Below are 16,586 nucleotides of genomic sequence, written 5' to 3' on the forward strand. Positions count from 1 at the left end.
TTAACAAATAACACCGTTTATTTTTAACGGTAAAAATGTTTTAATATTCCTTATCTGATTTGAGTTTGCACTGCGGTTAAAAGTTTAATAACATAATTGATATCAGTTCAACAGGTTGAATTTTATCTTGATTCCGATGTTGTCTTTAAATTCCGAAGTCTGGTAATATCCGAGTCTGTAAGAAAAGCCTACCCCGAAATTCGTTCCCAGAAATTGGTTCCAGATCAGCCCGACTTCCTGATAATAATGATCCAGGACGACAAATTCAAACTGGTGATCCTGTCTGTTTTTAAAGCCACCGATGGCCGACTGATATTCAAGCTCAATGGACGAATATCTTTTGCCCAGCGTTTTAAACCTAAAAGGCAGGTACTGTGAAAGTTTAAATGCCGCAAATCTGTCTGCAAAGAATGTTCCCGATGGCATCGTGGCAAATCCGAGATTTGAAGGCGTACTGATGTTGGAGTACCATTTGTCAACATTGGCATCGTTCTGCCCTGCAATTTCAAAGTTCTTCCAAATCGGTGCGCTACCTGAAGAAATTCCTCCGAATAATTTAATATTGGTGGTTCCCAGTTTCGATCTGAACTGATGGATGATTAATGCGTCCAGCCTGTTATAATCAAGATCGCCGCCGAGAGTTTTAAAACCTTTCTCATAATTGACAAAAACCTGCGGATAGCTCTTTTCATACGTGAACTTTCCGGAAGGCGTCATGATATTCTTGTCATTCGGTGCAAATTTTAAAGACAGAATAGCATTGGTATTATCAAAACTGTTGCCCATGTTTTTATACTGATAATCAAAAAGGGCTTTCTGTTTTTCTTTGTTCACCGCGATTTTCATGCTTAAAGAATTGGAGATGTCATAAAGATATGAAGCGCCCCATTTTTGGTTTTTATAGAAAACTGCATTGTGAAGATCAAGATTGATGTCGGATACCTTCATCATCATATCCCACATGTGGTTGCTGAATCTTCCTGCTGCAAATACATCATCAAGATATTCAACCCGGAAAACTGACGTTCTTTTTTCGGAAAGTTTTACATCCAGCCCAAGGCCGTACTTCCAGCGGTGGTCCTTAAAGCCATATCCAAAATATCCGTCCGGAGAAAATGTTTTACTGAATTTTTCGTTAAGCTTAATGCCCGCACCCAAACGAATTCCCTGGTATTTGTCGTAGCTGAAGAACTTGGTAAGATCAAAATCGATCATTTTATAGCGGAGGTTTCCTCTTAAAAGCTGGGTTAAAGTATTTAATTTTTTTTCAAAATCATGTTTCTGTACAAAACTGTCGATTTTGGTGTAAGTATTACTTTCCCTTGCAGTAAGGCTGTCGGTTCTGTATTGCTGCAGCAGGCTTCCGTCGGAGTTTTTCATCTCAAGCGAGTAGCCTTTAAAATCAGAAGCTTTCTGGGGTTCATTAATCTCAAAATCAAAGAACCTGTTTTTTACATACAGGTAATTTCCGAATTTCTTCTGGTTGTATTTACTTTTTTCACCGGGCTTTATACTGTCTTTTTTAGAAATATCAAAACTTGTATCGCCCATTTTCAGCTTAAGATCCTCATAATCCAGAAACCATTTATTATTAATCGGTTTCCAGACCGAAACAATATTTCCTTCATTTCTTTTCTTGCTGATGCTTTCAAACTTTTTCAGCGCAAAAGTCTCGGCGTCAACATATATTTTCCCGTTGAATTTTCTCGGATTCTGCTTCTTCTTATCGGTAATTTCTTTGAATTTGATCACAAAGGTCTGCCTTCCGTCCAGCTGGATGGTGTCTGAAAGATAATAATTAAATAATTCCCTGTTTTCCGGCCTCAGCTGTCTCGGGGTTCTGTTAAGATTGGAAATATTAATGGCCATTGCCTCGTAAATTGGATTTTTAAAACCCGACATCCTGTTGTCGATAATATTGGTTTTTTCACCGAATTTTTTAGAATATTTGTATTCGGTAGCTTTTTCCCAGAGGAACATCTGGCCTTCCGCGGAAGCGTCAATAAAATCTTCAGCAATCAGGGAATCCTTTTTTTCCTTTTCTTTTTGCTTAAAACCTTTTTGATCCACCTTTGAGATGGAATCTTTTCTGACTGCTAAAAAATTCCTGTACATGTCAATCGAGTCTTTATCCAGGTCAATGGAAAATTTAGCATACGATTTGAAATTGTAGGAATCTAAAGATTTTGGGGAATTCTCTTTCGCTCTTTTATTAAGCTCGTCAAGAATTTTCAGGGCACGCGGATCACTTTTGTCATTAATAACAACACGGTCAATATTTCCTCTTTTCTCTGATAATGGCTGCATGGAAACCTCCATGCTTTTCTTTACCTCCACCGTTAGATCTTCAAAATTACTGGCCAGAATTTCAACTTTTTTACATTTCGTTTTAAAGGAGACATTTCCATTGAGATCGGTTTTTCCTAAAAGCTCATCATCGCAGTAAACGGCCGCATTGTAGATAGGCTGCTGGGAAGCTTTACTGAAAACCTTCAATTGAGTCTGTCCGAAAACCAGTACCGTTAACAATAAAAACAGGGTGGATAAAAGTTTTGTCATTAGTCTTTTTTAATAGTTAGACAAAACTATTGATAAGAAAGTTACAATACCACAGAAGAAAATATAATGTTTTGTTAAAAATGGAATCAGCTATAAAAGAAGATTATTCAATATTGGCTTTAGCCAAAATGATTTATGTTTGGCTAAAGCCAATCACATTATTTAATCTGGTAAATGGGCTGAAGCCCATTTCTATTGATAATAAAAGTTATTAAAAATAAAAGCAACTGCCACGACGACAGTTGCTTTTTTACTTTATGTTTTATTGAAGCTTAAAGATTCAACGCTTTCTGATACGCGTTCTCAAGGCCGTCAAGATTCTTTCCTCCGGCTGTGGCAAAGCCCGGATTTCCGCCGCCGCCGCCCTGGATTTCTTTAGCTAAATCTTTAATCAATGCTCCCGCCTGATAAATTCCGGCTAAATCATCAGAAACACCAACGGTAATCATTGGTTTTCCGTCTGCGTCGGACAGAATAACCGTAATGGAAGTCGGGATTTCTTTTTTTAACTGGAAGATGATATCTTTTACCGAACCGGCATCCAGAGAAGTCCTTTTTACCAGAAGTAATTTATCGCCTTTTTGTTCATAAGCTCCTTTCCATTCGCCGATTTCTCCTTTGGCCTTCTCTTTCTTCATCGCATCTACTTCAGCTCTCAATGTTGCATTTTCTTCCATCAATTTCTCAATAGAACGTACGACATCTTTTGACTTCAGCAACTGTGAAAGCTCGGCAACCTGCTTTTCAAGATTTTTGAAATATTCTTCAGCCTTATCTCCGGAAATCGCTTCAATTCTTCTAATTCCTGCTGCTGCGGAACTTTCGGAAATGATTTTAAAATGCCCGATTTCGCTGGTGCTTTTCACATGGGTTCCTCCGCAGAGTTCCATAGAAGTTCCAAACTGAATCATTCTTACATTGTCCCCATACTTTTCCCCGAACAAAGCCATAGCGCCTCTGTCTAATGCTTCCCGGATCGGAATGTTTCTGAATTCCTGTAAGGCAATATTTTCCTTGATCTTGGCATTTACTTTATTTTCCACCAAAGCCAGTTCCTCCTCCGTCATTTTATTAAAATGAGAGAAGTCGAAACGAAGGTAATCCGGACCGACGAATGATCCTTTTTGCTCTACGTGTGTTCCCAGAACTTCTCTTAATGCTTCATGCAACAAATGCGTTACCGAGTGGTTGGCCTGGGAATTTTTTCTTTCCGAAACATTTACTTTAGCATAGAAAACAGCGCCTGCATCTTTCGGAAGACCGTTGATTAAAGAAATAATCAGTCCGTTTTCCTTTTTTGTTTCTAATACCTCAAAGCTTTCTACAGCGTTTTCCAGGGTTCCTTTATCTCCGACCTGGCCTCCGCCTTCCGGATAGAAAGGAGATTCGCTTAAAACTACCTGGTAAAATTCTCCGTCTTTATTTTCTACTTTTCGGTATCTGGTAATATAGGTTTGAGATTCAAATTGATCATAACCTACAAAATTTTCAGGTTTTTCTTCTAATGTTACCCAGTCGTATACTTTCTGGGCAGAATCGGCTTTCGAACGTTTCTTTTGCTCATTTAAAGCTTGTTTAAAGCCTTCCTCATCGATGGTTAAACCTTTTTCTTCCGCAATAATTCTCGTTAGATCATCAGGAAAACCATACGTATCATATAGTTCAAAAACTTCTTCCGTTGGTAAAACCTTCGCATTATTGGCAATCGTCTGCTGAATTAATTTTTCAACGCGGATCAGTCCGTTTTCAATAGTTCTTAAAAAAGATTCCTCCTCACTTTTAATCACCTCAGAAACAAGTTTTCCTTGTTTTTCAAGTTCAGGAAAGAAGGCACCCATCTGCTCCTGCAAAACAGCAACTAATTTGTAAAGGAAAGGTTCTTTCATGCCTAAGAAACGGTAAGAATAAGAAATTCCTCTTCTTAAGATTCTTCTGATCACATAGCCTGCTCCTCCGTTGGAAGGCAGCTGCCCGTCAGCAATTGCAAACGAAACCGCTCTGATATGGTCTACCACCACGCGAATCGCAATATCTTTTTCGTCTTCTAAAATCCCGGTGTATTTTTTTCCTGAAAGTTTTTCAACTTTAGCAATCAAAGGAGTGAAAACATCAGTATCGTAATTGGAAGATTTACCTTGGAGCGCCATACACAGACGTTCAAAGCCCATTCCCGTATCCACATGCTGTGCAGGAAGCTTTTCAAGGGTTTTGTCTGCTTTTCTATTGAATTCCATGAAAACGAGATTCCATACTTCCACCACCTGCGGATGATCGTTGTTCACCAGTTCTAATCCGGAAACTTTCGCTTTTTCTTCTTCAGTTCTCAAATCAACATGGATTTCTGAGCACGGTCCGCACGGTCCGCTTTCCCCCATTTCCCAGAAATTGTCTTTTTTATTTCCATTGATAATTCTGTCTTCGGAAATATGGGATTTCCAGAAATCATAAGCATCCTGATCTCTTTCAAGGTTTTCGGAAGCATCTCCTTCAAAAATGGTTACATACAGGTTTTCTTTAGGAATTCCATATACTTCCGTCAGCAATTCCCAGGCAAAAGCAATAGCATCTTTTTTAAAATAATCCCCAAAAGACCAGTTCCCCAACATTTCAAACATGGTGTGGTGGTACGTATCACGGCCCACATCATCCAGGTCATTATGTTTTCCGGATACTCTCAGGCACTTCTGTGTATCTGCAATTCTAGGTGCAGTAGGTGTTTTGTAGCCCAGGAAAAAATCCTTGAACTGCGTCATCCCCGAATTGGAAAACATAAGCGTAGGGTCGTCTTTCAGAACGATTGGTGCTGAAGGAACGATGAGGTGGCCTTTGCTTTTAAAATAATCTAAAAATTTTTGACGAATCTCTTGTGATGTCATAATTTATGTTGCTTTGCTTTTTACAATTTTTGATAAGATGCAAATTTAAGATTTTTAAGTGATTTCTTTTACAAAATGTTATTATTGTAAAGTAAAGAACAATAGGAGTGGTTTCTGATTCTTTGCTGGCTTTTTGGTTTCGGCGTGGCTTTGCCACGCCGAAACCAAAAAAATAGTAAAATTTTCTTATCAAAAATAAAATTAAAATGATTAAATTTCTTCAAATAATTTGAAGTTTGAAATCAAAATCAGAATTGTCGGCGAAGTGGGTAATTGGACTTACTCTTTGTTATCCTATTTTACTTATTTTTTTGTTTTTATCAGACAGTATTGATACAAATTATGCTTATCAAGTGTTTGCCAATATTTGCATTTATATTTCCATTCCCCTTTTTTTTCTGGATTGGTTTTTAATAATAAGAAGTCTAAGATTTGAAAAAACTACTTTAGCATATATTGGTTTAATTATTACCATTTTTTATTCACTGATATTTGTTTGGATTGTATTTGTGTTTTCAAATTTGAAAATGTGCTGAAATTTTTTAATAAATTTATGAATGACCAAAGACGAAACATTCAAAAACTGGATAGAGCAGTATTCGGCAGCGTTGATGAGAAGGGCAGTGTATCTGTTGTCTGATAAAGTTGAGGCGGAAGATATTGTTCAGGAAGTTTTTATTTCCGCTTTTTCGTCCTATGAATCTTTTGAAGGGAAAAGCCGGCCGCTCACCTGGCTGATGACTATTTTAAACAGAAAAGTGGCCGATTTTTACCGTAAAAAATATAAATCTGAACCCAATATTAAACTGGATCACTTTTTTGATGAAGACGGAGCCTGGAAAAACAATGATATTTTGAATGACTGGAATGCAGGCAATCAGGAAACACAACTGTTAGACAATGCAGAATTCAATAAAATCCTGGAGGAATGCCTGGAAGATCTGCCTTCCAGATGGAAAATTCCGATGAAGCTGTATTACCTTGAAGAAAAAAAAGCACCGGAAGTGAGTCAGGAACTTGATATTTCCACGACTAATTTATGGAAGATTCTGCAAAGAGGCAGGATGCAATTGAGAGAATGCCTGGAAATGAACTGGTTTGCCAATCAAAACTGATCTAAAAATGCTTAAAAAACTGATTCATATTATTTTTTTACCGTGCAGCGAAGCGACGATGCTCATGGAAAAACGGAATGCGGAAAATATTTCCCCAAAAGAAAACCGTAAGCTTTCCCTGCATCTTGCCATTTGTAAATGGTGCAGAGCCTACAAAGAAAAGCTGGAAATATTGGATAAAATGTTGAAAAGAAAGCTTTCGGATGAAAGTAATGTTGAAATTAATGACTCTGATATTCATAATGTTAAAGAAAGAGCTCTGAAAAATTTAGATATTTCATAAAATAATTTGTCAGGATTTTGAAATGGTTCCGACTATACTTTTGAAAATAATAAAGTATTCAATCAAAATCTTAAAAAATGAATGGAACTGTACTAAAAATTGATAATGAAAACCTTATCGGAAAAACGGGGTACTATCTCTCCCTTTTCGGAACCGTCATTATTCTGCTGTGGATCGGAATTTTCAAATTCACGCCAACGGAAGCAAATGCCATAAAACCTTTGGTGGAAAACCATTTTCTTACTTTTTTCGTATATGATATTGTAAGCATTCAGGCAGTGTCCGATACTATCGGAGTCATAGAAATTATCATTGCATTATTGTTACTGTTTAGTGTGAAATTTGCATCACTCAGAAAGTACGCCGCCATCGGAATGATTATTACCTTCCTGATAACACTGAGCTATCTGTTTACGACTCCGGGACTCTGGAAAACAGTCGACGGAATTTTGATAACTGACTTCTTTATCGTAAAAGATATCATGCTTTTAGGATTTGGATTAATGATTTTAAATCTGAAAAAATGAAAAAAAATATAAAAATGAAGAACATATTGATTTTACTCGGCGTGGTTCTGGGAATAGCAGTATTTGCTACAAGTTGCGGAGATGCAAAAACGAAATCTACAGCTACAAAAAAAGAAAATGAGACCATTATGGACAATAGAAATCTAAAAGAAGTGTATTTTGCAGGAGGATGTTTCTGGGGAACTGAACATTTTTTTCAACAGATACGCGGTGTCGTAGGAACAGAAGTAGGCTATGCCAACGGAAATAAAAAGAATCCTACATATGAGGAAGTAGTAAGTCATACCACAGGCTTTGCCGAAACGGTAAAAGTAAAATACGATCCTGAAGAAGTAGACCTTAAGCTGTTAATTGACCTTTATTTCAAAACCATTGATCCTACGAGTTTAAACAAACAGGGAAATGACAGGGGAGATCAGTACAGAACAGGAATTTACTCTACTGACAAAGAGACGGAAGCTATTGTAAAAGCCGAAGTGGCGAGACTGGCTAAAAATTACAGCAAGCCTGTACTGGTAGAAACGATTCCGTTAAAGAATTTTTATAAAGCAGAAGACTACCACCAGGATTACCTGGATAAAAATCCGGGAGGTTACTGCCACATTGAACCGGGATTATTTGAAATGGCCAGAAATGCAAATCCTCCTAAGAAAAAAGAACTAAAATACCAGAAGCAGGACAAAAAAGCTTTAAAGGAAAAGCTGACTGCCGAACAGTATAATGTAACCCAGGAAAATGGTACGGAACGAGCTTTCCAAAATGAATACTGGGACGAAACACGCGAAGGAATTTATGTGGATATTACAACTGGCGAACCGCTGTTTATTTCTACAGACAAATTTGAATCCGGTTGTGGATGGCCGAGTTTCTCAAAACCAATTACCAAGCAACTGGTAGAAGAAAAGCTGGATCGTTCCCACGGAATGACAAGGGTAGAAGTAAGAAGTAAAACAGGAGATGCGCATTTGGGACACGTTTTCAATGACGGCCCGGAGGATAAAGGCGGACTTCGTTACTGTATCAACAGTGCTTCCCTGAAGTTTATCCCGAAAGCGGAAATGAAAGAAAAAGGCTACGGAGAGTATATTGCTCTTTTGGATAAAGATAAAAAGTAATATTTTAAGTGAAGTGATTGAGGGGGCTGCCGAAAGGCAGCCCTTTCTCTTTATTTTGTTTTGAAAATGTCATTCTGAATGGAGCGGAACGAAGTGGAGTGCAGTGAAGAATCTTTAAATAATTAAGAATAAGTTTTGAAAATATATTATCCCGCAGATTTTACGGATTACGCAGATTTTTTTACTGGTTTAATATAGTTTTAATCATAAACTTTAGCAAATCAACTTGTTGATTATTCTTTGCTCCTTAAATAAGAATGCTGGTTATTATAAACTTTGCGGTAAAATAAATCTTCCCATTTTTTTTAAAAACGGATTCATTATACGAAACGGCATCTCTGGATCTGAAACCTTTCCTTAATGCTGAACATGGAAATATTTAAAAATAAGAGAAAACCGAAAAAGATATAATAAGCTCCGCCTGGAAGTTTTGAGAGATTTTGAAAAATACTCAGATAATATTGTTTAAAATCTGGTTTTACATCCACAAAAGTATAAATCACATCATGGCATAAAAGGCACCCCATTTTTTCTTCTTCTTCAGTTTTTGGACTTTTATAATTTACAGTGGCAAATACATGTCCTGTTTTTTCCAGATCTAAAGCATACGTCTCCTGTCCTGCAATCGCCATATCATTTAGTAAAGACACAAAGTCACCGTAGGTATTATTATTGTCTAAAATAAATTCTACTCCGGTATTTTTTTTATTACGTTTTTGAAGAGCTTTAATTTCCGAAACATAAAATTTCGAATTTTCTTTAGCTTTTGAATAATCAACCTTTATTTTCTTATAATCCCAGTTTCGTACAGATTCAAAACTGTATATATCATTGCTCTTATCTTCCCTTAATTTGGCAGGAATTCCGATATCAATTACATTATACTTCGTTTTATCAACATATGGATTAATATAGAACCAAAATAAAACAGGCACAATTACAGCACTGATAAGTCCCGGAAAATAATAGATCTTTTTCATGCAAATGTTCTTTTGAGTTGAAGATTTTCCTTAATGCTGAACATGGAAATATTTAAAAATAATAAAAATCCAAAAATAATATAACACGTCTGTTGGGGTATGTGATCAATAAATGTCTCAGGATTAAGAAAATTTAATGCGATTTTCTCTTTATTATATTCGCCTCCTACAACGCCTCCACAAATATATTCCCGCTCTATAGCGTTCGGATCTTTGTACATATGAACGGCGAAAAAATGATTGGTTTTTTCTACATCGACTCCATAAGTTTCCTGCTTTGCCAGCTTCATTGCATCAATTAAGGCGATAAAATCCTGATAATTATTTTTATCACCAATTACAAATTCAATCCCTGTTTCTTTTTCATTTCTTGCCTGAAGCTTTTTTAATTCCGAAACATAATATGCGCGATTTTGAAGAGCGGTGTTAGGCTGAACAATGATTTTTTTATAATTCCATTTTCGGTAGGGTTCAAAAGTATTCAATGAATTTTCCCTTCCTTTCTTTACTTTTGCGGGGAGCCCCAGATCTATCACGGTGTATGGTTCATGGGTTCTTTGGCTCCCGTAAAACCAAAATAAAACCGGTATCAGCAAAGCACTGATGAGTCCGGGAACGTAGTATATTCTCTTCATGGGATTAATTTTATTAAATAAAATAAAACTTCAATAAAAATAAAAAAAGTGACCCCGAAAAACGGATCACTTAATTATGTAATGAATAAAATTCTAAACTTTTAATCTTGAACTTTCAATTTTGAACCTTGAATTTTGAATCAAAAATTACCAATCTCTCCTTTTTAAAATCCAATACGATCCGAAAATAAAAATACCACACCAAACCAGACAGGCAATTAAGCTTTCTGTAGGATAGTGGAACTCGTATTTAAGGCCTATCATTTTTGCCATTTTCAGCCTCATTATCGGATTCGGAATCAGGCTGGACATACTTTCCAGTGGCAAAAGATGGGTAATAAAGAAATCATTTTGAAGTACTGCATTTCTTTGAGCTTCCTGCAGTCCGCGTACTTTCATAAAAACTTCTACTCCTGATAAAATCGCTTCTCCTATCCAGAAGACAAAAAGAGCAAGAAAAACAAAAACCGATTTTCTCAATAAAACAGAGAGAAACATTAAAAAACAAAAGAAAGTGAACAGTTTTACAAAATAATTTCCGATAAAAAAGATCTCTTCAAAAACCTTGGCAGATTCCGTGGTGTCAGAATATTTATATCCCAGGAAGATTGTAATGCCAAAAACGATAATTGTTGAAACAATAGTAAAAAAGCTGATCGTTAGCAATTTTGAAGAAATAAATTCCTTTCTGCTTAATCCGTCAATTGTATTCTGCTTAAACATCCGGTTGCTGAACTCCTGTGAAATCGAAAAAACAATAATCAGTCCCAGAAAAATTTTCAGCAATGCAACAATCCACGTCGTAAAGTTCCATATTCCGGGAAAATTATAAATGCCCTGTTCTTTAAGGTTGATGGTTCCCCCGAAAAGGTCGAAGTCAACAAGTCCGATAAAAAGCAATGCGATAAGAATTGCAAAATAAAGGATGGTGAAAATCTTGAACGGTCTGTAATTCAGATTTTTATAATATTCTAGTTTTAATAATTTGATCATGATTAATTGGTGTTTTTTACAAGTTCAAGGAATTGAGATTCAAGAGACATTTTTTTCTTGGTTAAATGAGAAAGGAAAATGCCCTGTTCAGCCAGCTTTTGGTTAAGAGAAGATGCGGAAATAGAAGCATCATCACGAATCTGAGCTTTCAGAAGATCTCCCTCCGGATGAACGGCTGTAAACCACCCAAGCGAATTTAAGGCATTCAGAAGCAATGTATTGTTGTCTGCTTTCAGCTCAAAATAACCATTATTGGCGGTCATTTCATCCACCCTTCCGCAGTAAATGGAATTTCCTTCTTTCAGCACGATAACGTGGCTGCATATTTTTTCGATCTCGTCCAGCAAATGGCTTGCAATTATAATGGTAATTCCCTGCTTTGCAATATTGCTGATGATCTCACGGATCTGGATAATTCCTTCCGGATCGAGACCATTCGTTGGCTCATCGAGAATCATTACCTCAGGATTGTTCAGCATCGCAGAAGCAATCGCCAGACGCTGCTTCATTCCCAGGGAGTAGGTTTTAAATGTATCTTTTTTTCTTTCCAGGAGGCCTACTGTCTGCAGAACTTCATCAATTCTGTGGAAAGGAGTTCCTTTAATCTCCGCTACAATTTTTAGATTGGTTTCCGCACTCAGGTACGGATAAAAGTTAGGCTGCTCTATAATGGCGCCGATTTTTTTGAGCGTATCCGAATCGGTTCCCTTTTTACCAAACCAGTACCATTCTCCGCTGGTAGGATTAATCGTGGAGAGCAGCATTCCGAAAGTCGTGGATTTCCCGCTTCCGTTAGGGCCCAAAAGACCATAAACATTACCTTTTTCGACATCGAAAGAGATATTGTTTACAACGATTCTCTTGAATTTTTTAGTCAAATTCTTTACTGACAAAACTTTTTCCATGTAATTTGTTTTACATAGTAGTAGTCTATATAAATACTGAATTGTTACAGAAATTACGATAAATCAATTTAAATTTAATTTCAAATACGCTATTTTTGGTATTAAATCTGTTTAAAATAATTTAAATTTTACCACACCGAAAGTTCGACGGATTCAACAGATTTAGAAAATTATTGTTATTGTGGTTAAAATAAGTTTAAAACAGTTTAGCATTAATGTATCGTTATGAAATTAATTGATTTGGCAAAAGAACTGAATATTTCCGCGGAAGCAATAAAACAGTTCATTCAGGATTTTGATCTTGATCTTGTAGAATGTATCAGTACCAATTTTGAAATAAAAAAAGACTTTGAAAAGTTTGCCCGTGAAAATATAGAGTTTTTAAGGCTTTACGAAAAAGACCTCGACAAGGCAAAAACCCTTGAGCAAATCGCCGAAAAGATCAATCAGCCTAAAGAAAAAGTAGAAAAGGCAATCAAAGAAGCAGATCCCAATATTTTTGATAATGGCTTCTTCAAATCTTCCGTTTCCAGCTACGGGATCGATAACAGGCTGGGAGGGAATTATAAATTCGTTTATGATTACTTCGGGCATAAAACAAGTCTTCAGAAAAGAGATTTTATAGGATACAGAGACTTATTTTTCTATATTTCCGGTATCTTGGAACCTTTTCTTAATCCGCAGCAGATCAAAGATTGGGGAATCAACAAACCTTCCGGAATTATATTGTACGGTCCACCAGGAAGCGGGAAAATTTTCTGGGCTACCAAAATCGCAGAAATTATCGGTTATCAATTCAAAGAAGTTAAAAAGCATTATCTCGGAACCTCCTTTGTAGACGGAAACCAGACCAATTTTAATGATTTTCTCGTTGCCATGATGAAAGAAGAAAAAGTATTGCTTTTTCTGGAAGATTTTGATAATATTATGATGGCCAGAAAAGCTGAAAACAATGTGGCTTCCTGCAATCTTGAAACCCAGGAAATCATTTTACATTATATTTCAAAATTTGAGCAGGAAGAACTGCTGATGGTTGGTTCTGCCAATTCCGTTTCAGAAATAGACGAAGAAATCCTGGCTCCCGGAAGATTTGACGTCATGATTCCTGTTTTTCCGCCTAACCATGCAGAAAGATCAGAAATAATCCTTTATGCGATGACCAAAAATCTGGAAAGTGATTCTCTTTTGTTTAAAATTTTAAAAAATAATAAAGCCGATAAAATTCCTTTCTGGCACGAAATCTCTTCCCAGATGAAGGTTTTCAGCAATACCATGCTGATTGATTTTACACAAAGTCTTAAGAAAAGAATTAAAAATCTATATCAGAAAACCAGGAATGAAAATCTTAAGATCGATCAAACTCTCCTGAAAGCCGCTTTGCGCGATGCTGCAGGAAAACTGACGGAAGAATACCTGGACCAGATTGCCAGATTTTTAACGGATGTGATCGTTAATAATTTTGACCAGTTTCAGAATAGGGCGAAAGATCTTAAAAAAGAGCTGGATTCTTACCGCGCTGTTGAAGAACCGAGAAGAATTATCGGTTTCCCTCACAATGAGGAGGAAGATAAAACTCAAGGTGAAGACAAGAGATAAAAGGAATAAAAATTTCTTATTTTTGCAAAAATAAAAATCGTGATAAACAACGAGCAGATAAAAGAAATTCAGTCAAGAATCGACGACCTCCATAAATATCTTCAGATCGACAAAAAGAAGATTGAAATAGCGAATGATGATGAGAAGACCGCAGCCCCGGAATTTTGGGACAACCCAAAAGAAGCTGAAGCATTCCTGAAACAGCTCCGTTCCAAGAAAAAATGGGTAGAAGCCTACGAAGAAATCCATACCCAGTTTGAAGACATTCAGGTACTGATGGATTTTGCCAAAGAAGATCCTGATTCTGAAAAAGAGCTTGATGAAAACTTTCCTCAATTGGTAGAGAAGATCGAAGATCTTGAATTTAAAAACATGCTTTCTAATGAAGGCGACGAACTTTCTGCCGTATTGCAGATAACGGCCGGAGCCGGAGGAACCGAAAGCTGCGACTGGGCTTCCATGCTGATGAGAATGTATACCATGTGGGCGGAAAAGCAGGGTTATAAAATCCGCGAACTCAACTATCAGGGAGGTGATGTTGCGGGTGTAAAAACCGTAACGCTTGAAATTGACGGGGAATTTGCATTCGGATATCTTCGGGGCGAAAACGGTGTTCACAGGCTGGTAAGAATTTCACCTTTTGATTCCAATGCCAAAAGACATACAAGTTTTGTTTCGGTGTATGTTTATCCTTTAGTAGATGATACGATCGAAATCAACATCAATCCTGCCGATATTTCCTTTGAAACGATGAGGTCTTCCGGAGCGGGAGGGCAGAATGTCAACAAGGTGGAAACAGCTGTTCGTTTACGTCACGCGCCGACAGGAATTATCATTGAAAACTCCGAATCCCGTTCACAGCTTCAGAATAAGGAGAAAGCAATGCAGTTGCTTCGTTCCAGATTATATGAAATGGAGCTCGAAGAAAGAATGAAGGCCAGAAATGAAATTGAAGCCAACAAAATGAAAATCGAGTGGGGAAGCCAGATCCGAAATTACGTAATGCACCCTTATAAACTGGTAAAAGATGTACGTTCTGGATATGAAACTTCAGATGTGGATTCTGTCATGAACGGAAATCTCACCCCATTCCTGAAAGCATTTCTCATGGCCGATGGAACCGCGGTTTCAGACGATGATATGGACTTATAAAACTGATGTTTAATTTTCGTTAAAATCTTATAATAAATTTCGGAATGACGTTTATTAATCCTATTTTTGTTACTTATCAAAACGTATGGAAGATTTCAATAGTTGGAAAGATTTATTAAATCCTGAGTTTTATATCAAACTTGGCGGATTTTGGCTTATTCTGTTTATTATTTTTGCTGAAACAGGTCTTTTTGTAGGCTTTTTCCTTCCGGGAGACTCGCTTCTTTTTGTTTCAGGAATTTATTCCATTGACATTATAAGCGCAACTTTCGGATCTACGGGAAGTGACTTCTTAGATACGTTTATCCTGGCCTCTGCTGTGGCATTGGCGGCTATTATCGGAAATGAAGTAGGATATTATTTTGGAAGAAAAGCAGGCTCTACCTTATACAAAAAGCAGGATACCTGGTTATTTAAAAAGAAATACCTGTACCAGGCGCACGATTTTTTTGAAAAGAACGGAGCACTGGCAATCATTATGGCAAGATTCCTGCCGGTCGTAAGGACATTTACACCCATTGTAGCCGGAATCGTAAAAATGGACAAAAAAGATTTCTTAAGAGATAATATTATCGGAGCTGTTTTGTGGTCTTTCTTATTGATTTTCGCAGGGCATTATCTTGATAAACTATTCATCGATCAATTCGGGATCGACCTTAAGAAGAAACTCGAACTCATTATTATCGTTATTGTTCTGATTACAACAGTTCCGGTAATTATCAAATTTTTATTCGGGAAAAAAGAGGATTTTTCGAAATATGAAAATCATAAATTTGACGAAGACGAAGAATAAATTCATTAAAATTAAATAATACAAGATTAAATAATACAAGCCTGCTGAAAGAGCGGGCTTTTTTATGCAATATATTTAAAAATCTAAAAGCCTGCAAAAATGCAATTTCAAAACACAATCTTCCGTTGTCGTCAACAAGCAACCATCAATTATCAATCATCATTTATTACTCATCACTCATGATCTTATCCATTCCCTGATATTCGGATAAATAATGCTGTTCCTTTTTTTCTTATTAAAAAACCTGGGAGCGTGCCCCGTATTTTTCATAAAGATAAGTTTGTGCGGAATGTTTCGTGCTGTTAATACCGAATCTAACGTCAATCCCTGTTGCTTATTCACCAAAAAATCCTGATTTCCCTGAAATATCAGCGTGGGGACATTGGAAACATTGGCTATAGGACTTGCTTTTCTGAATTCCTCCGACATATTTTTCCTGTGAAATTTGGTGCCTACTACATTCTGAACAGTCGGCGATGAATATTTTGAATAAAATGAGTTTAAATATTCCGGGGAGTAAAAATCGGTGGGGGCGCTCATAGAGATAATCTTTTTAATCCGTTCAGGATTCTGATATCCGTAGAGCAAAGCAAGATGTCCGCCTGCACTTTCGCCTAAGAGAATATAATTGTCGGGTTGCAGCTCGGCCTTATGTGCCAATTCGTTGAATTTTGCAATTACAGCATTAATATCTTCCAGCTGTTCCCGGTAGGTGATTTTTTTTGATTTTGAAACCAGCCGGTAATTCATATTAATGCTCGGAATGTTGTAGTTAAAAAGCATTTTCTGAATGTGGATCATATGCTCTTTTTTTCCATATTTCCATGCGCCGCCATGAACGAGCAAAACCACAGGAGCATCCTGAGGATAATCCGAAGGAAGAAAAATATCCATTTTCTGCCTTTTATGTTCACCGTATTTAAGATTGTATATTTTCTGTTCGTTATTCGTTCCCACCCAGACTCTGAATTTTGTATTGCACGATTGGAATACAAAGCTGATTAATCCCAGAACGAAAAAATGATACTTTAAAATCAGCTTTTTCATAAATTAAAGG

14 protein-coding genes are annotated in these 16,586 nt (G+C 36.8%); 7 read left to right on the forward strand and 7 right to left on the reverse strand.

From position 1 onward, the window contains the following. Positions 1–102 precede the first annotated feature (102 nt). Both HHL20_RS03430 and alaS read right to left on the reverse strand, forming a co-directional pair. Entirely contained in the window at positions 103–2,559 is a 2,457-nt protein-coding gene (locus tag HHL20_RS03430) for a DUF5686 family protein (protein ID WP_169229781.1), read from the reverse strand. A 272-nt stretch (positions 2,560–2,831) separates the two neighbouring features. Then, positions 2,832–5,435 carry an alanine--tRNA ligase gene (gene alaS / locus HHL20_RS03435; protein WP_169229782.1) on the reverse strand — a complete coding sequence of 868 codons (2,604 nt, stop codon included), beginning with the start codon at positions 5,433–5,435 and terminating at the stop codon, positions 2,832–2,834. A gap of 557 nt (positions 5,436–5,992) precedes the next feature. On the opposite strand from alaS, the gene HHL20_RS03440 reads away from it, so the two are divergent. The 4 genes from HHL20_RS03440 (at position 5,993) to msrB (ending at position 8,475) form a co-directional block, all read left to right on the forward strand. Beyond that, a complete protein-coding gene (locus HHL20_RS03440) occupies positions 5,993–6,550 on the forward strand; it encodes a sigma-70 family RNA polymerase sigma factor (protein ID WP_169229783.1) in 558 nt (185 codons plus the stop codon). A gap of 7 nt (positions 6,551–6,557) precedes the next feature. Continuing rightward, the gene (locus HHL20_RS03445) at positions 6,558–6,833 is read left to right on the forward strand and encodes a hypothetical protein (protein WP_169229784.1); all 276 of its coding nucleotides are present in this window, start codon (positions 6,558–6,560) and stop codon (positions 6,831–6,833) included. A gap of 77 nt (positions 6,834–6,910) precedes the next feature. Beyond that, positions 6,911–7,360, forward strand: a complete 450-nt coding sequence (locus HHL20_RS03450) for a DUF417 family protein (protein WP_169229785.1) — start codon at positions 6,911–6,913, stop codon at positions 7,358–7,360. A gap of 14 nt (positions 7,361–7,374) precedes the next feature. Then, positions 7,375–8,475: a peptide-methionine (R)-S-oxide reductase MsrB gene (gene msrB, locus HHL20_RS03455; protein ID WP_169229786.1), complete on the forward strand. Its 1,101-nt coding sequence runs from the start codon at positions 7,375–7,377 to the stop codon at positions 8,473–8,475. A 320-nt stretch (positions 8,476–8,795) separates the two neighbouring features. Here msrB and HHL20_RS03460 read toward each other — a convergent pair whose 3' ends face one another. From HHL20_RS03460 to HHL20_RS03475, 4 genes are all read right to left on the reverse strand, one after another. Beyond that, entirely contained in the window at positions 8,796–9,455 is a 660-nt protein-coding gene (locus HHL20_RS03460) for a hypothetical protein (RefSeq protein ID WP_169229787.1), read from the reverse strand. Beyond that, on the reverse strand, positions 9,452–10,090 hold the full coding sequence (locus HHL20_RS03465; RefSeq protein ID WP_169229788.1) for a hypothetical protein: 639 nt from the start codon (positions 10,088–10,090) through the stop codon (positions 9,452–9,454). The genes HHL20_RS03460 and HHL20_RS03465 overlap by 4 nt, the downstream gene beginning before the upstream one ends. Before the next feature lie 147 nt (positions 10,091–10,237). Continuing rightward, positions 10,238–11,083: an ABC transporter permease gene (locus HHL20_RS03470; RefSeq protein ID WP_169229789.1), complete on the reverse strand. Its 846-nt coding sequence runs from the start codon at positions 11,081–11,083 to the stop codon at positions 10,238–10,240. Between the two features lie 2 nt (positions 11,084–11,085). After that, positions 11,086–11,988 carry an ABC transporter ATP-binding protein gene (locus tag HHL20_RS03475; protein ID WP_169229790.1) on the reverse strand — a complete coding sequence of 301 codons (903 nt, stop codon included), beginning with the start codon at positions 11,986–11,988 and terminating at the stop codon, positions 11,086–11,088. Between the two features lie 225 nt (positions 11,989–12,213). Between HHL20_RS03475 and HHL20_RS03480 the strand changes: the two genes are divergently transcribed. From HHL20_RS03480 to HHL20_RS03490, 3 genes are all read left to right on the forward strand, one after another. Then, positions 12,214–13,584, forward strand: a complete 1,371-nt coding sequence (locus tag HHL20_RS03480) for an AAA family ATPase (RefSeq protein WP_169229791.1) — start codon at positions 12,214–12,216, stop codon at positions 13,582–13,584. Between the two features lie 39 nt (positions 13,585–13,623). After that, positions 13,624–14,736, forward strand: coding sequence for a peptide chain release factor 2 (prfB, locus tag HHL20_RS03485; RefSeq protein ID WP_169229792.1), 1,113 nt, complete (start codon positions 13,624–13,626; stop codon positions 14,734–14,736). Between the two features lie 85 nt (positions 14,737–14,821). Further along, positions 14,822–15,529: a DedA family protein gene (locus HHL20_RS03490; protein WP_169229793.1), complete on the forward strand. Its 708-nt coding sequence runs from the start codon at positions 14,822–14,824 to the stop codon at positions 15,527–15,529. 177 nt (positions 15,530–15,706) lie between these two features. Here HHL20_RS03490 and HHL20_RS03495 read toward each other — a convergent pair whose 3' ends face one another. After that, positions 15,707–16,576, reverse strand: coding sequence for an alpha/beta hydrolase (locus HHL20_RS03495; protein WP_169229794.1), 870 nt, complete (start codon positions 16,574–16,576; stop codon positions 15,707–15,709). Between the last annotated feature and the right edge of the window lie 10 nt (positions 16,577–16,586).

Source organism: Chryseobacterium cheonjiense (assembly GCF_012927265.1).
GTDB lineage: Bacteria > Bacteroidota > Bacteroidia > Flavobacteriales > Weeksellaceae > Chryseobacterium > Chryseobacterium cheonjiense.

Coding starts and splice junctions, on each gene's coding strand:
- HHL20_RS03430 (WP_169229781.1), bottom strand. CDS start 2,559: ATGACAAAACTTTTATCCACCCTGTTTTTATTGTTAACGGTACTGGTT.
- alaS (WP_169229782.1), bottom strand. CDS start 5,435: ATGACATCACAAGAGATTCGTCAAAAATTTTTAGATTATTTTAAAAGC.
- HHL20_RS03440 (WP_169229783.1), top strand. CDS start 5,993: ATGACCAAAGACGAAACATTCAAAAACTGGATAGAGCAGTATTCGGCA.
- HHL20_RS03445 (WP_169229784.1), top strand. CDS start 6,558: ATGCTTAAAAAACTGATTCATATTATTTTTTTACCGTGCAGCGAAGCG.
- HHL20_RS03450 (WP_169229785.1), top strand. CDS start 6,911: ATGAATGGAACTGTACTAAAAATTGATAATGAAAACCTTATCGGAAAA.
- msrB (WP_169229786.1), top strand. CDS start 7,375: ATGAAGAACATATTGATTTTACTCGGCGTGGTTCTGGGAATAGCAGTA.
- HHL20_RS03460 (WP_169229787.1), bottom strand. CDS start 9,455: ATGAAAAAGATCTATTATTTTCCGGGACTTATCAGTGCTGTAATTGTG.
- HHL20_RS03465 (WP_169229788.1), bottom strand. CDS start 10,090: ATGAAGAGAATATACTACGTTCCCGGACTCATCAGTGCTTTGCTGATA.
- HHL20_RS03470 (WP_169229789.1), bottom strand. CDS start 11,083: ATGATCAAATTATTAAAACTAGAATATTATAAAAATCTGAATTACAGA.
- HHL20_RS03475 (WP_169229790.1), bottom strand. CDS start 11,988: ATGGAAAAAGTTTTGTCAGTAAAGAATTTGACTAAAAAATTCAAGAGA.
- HHL20_RS03480 (WP_169229791.1), top strand. CDS start 12,214: ATGAAATTAATTGATTTGGCAAAAGAACTGAATATTTCCGCGGAAGCA.
- HHL20_RS03490 (WP_169229793.1), top strand. CDS start 14,822: ATGGAAGATTTCAATAGTTGGAAAGATTTATTAAATCCTGAGTTTTAT.
- HHL20_RS03495 (WP_169229794.1), bottom strand. CDS start 16,576: ATGAAAAAGCTGATTTTAAAGTATCATTTTTTCGTTCTGGGATTAATC.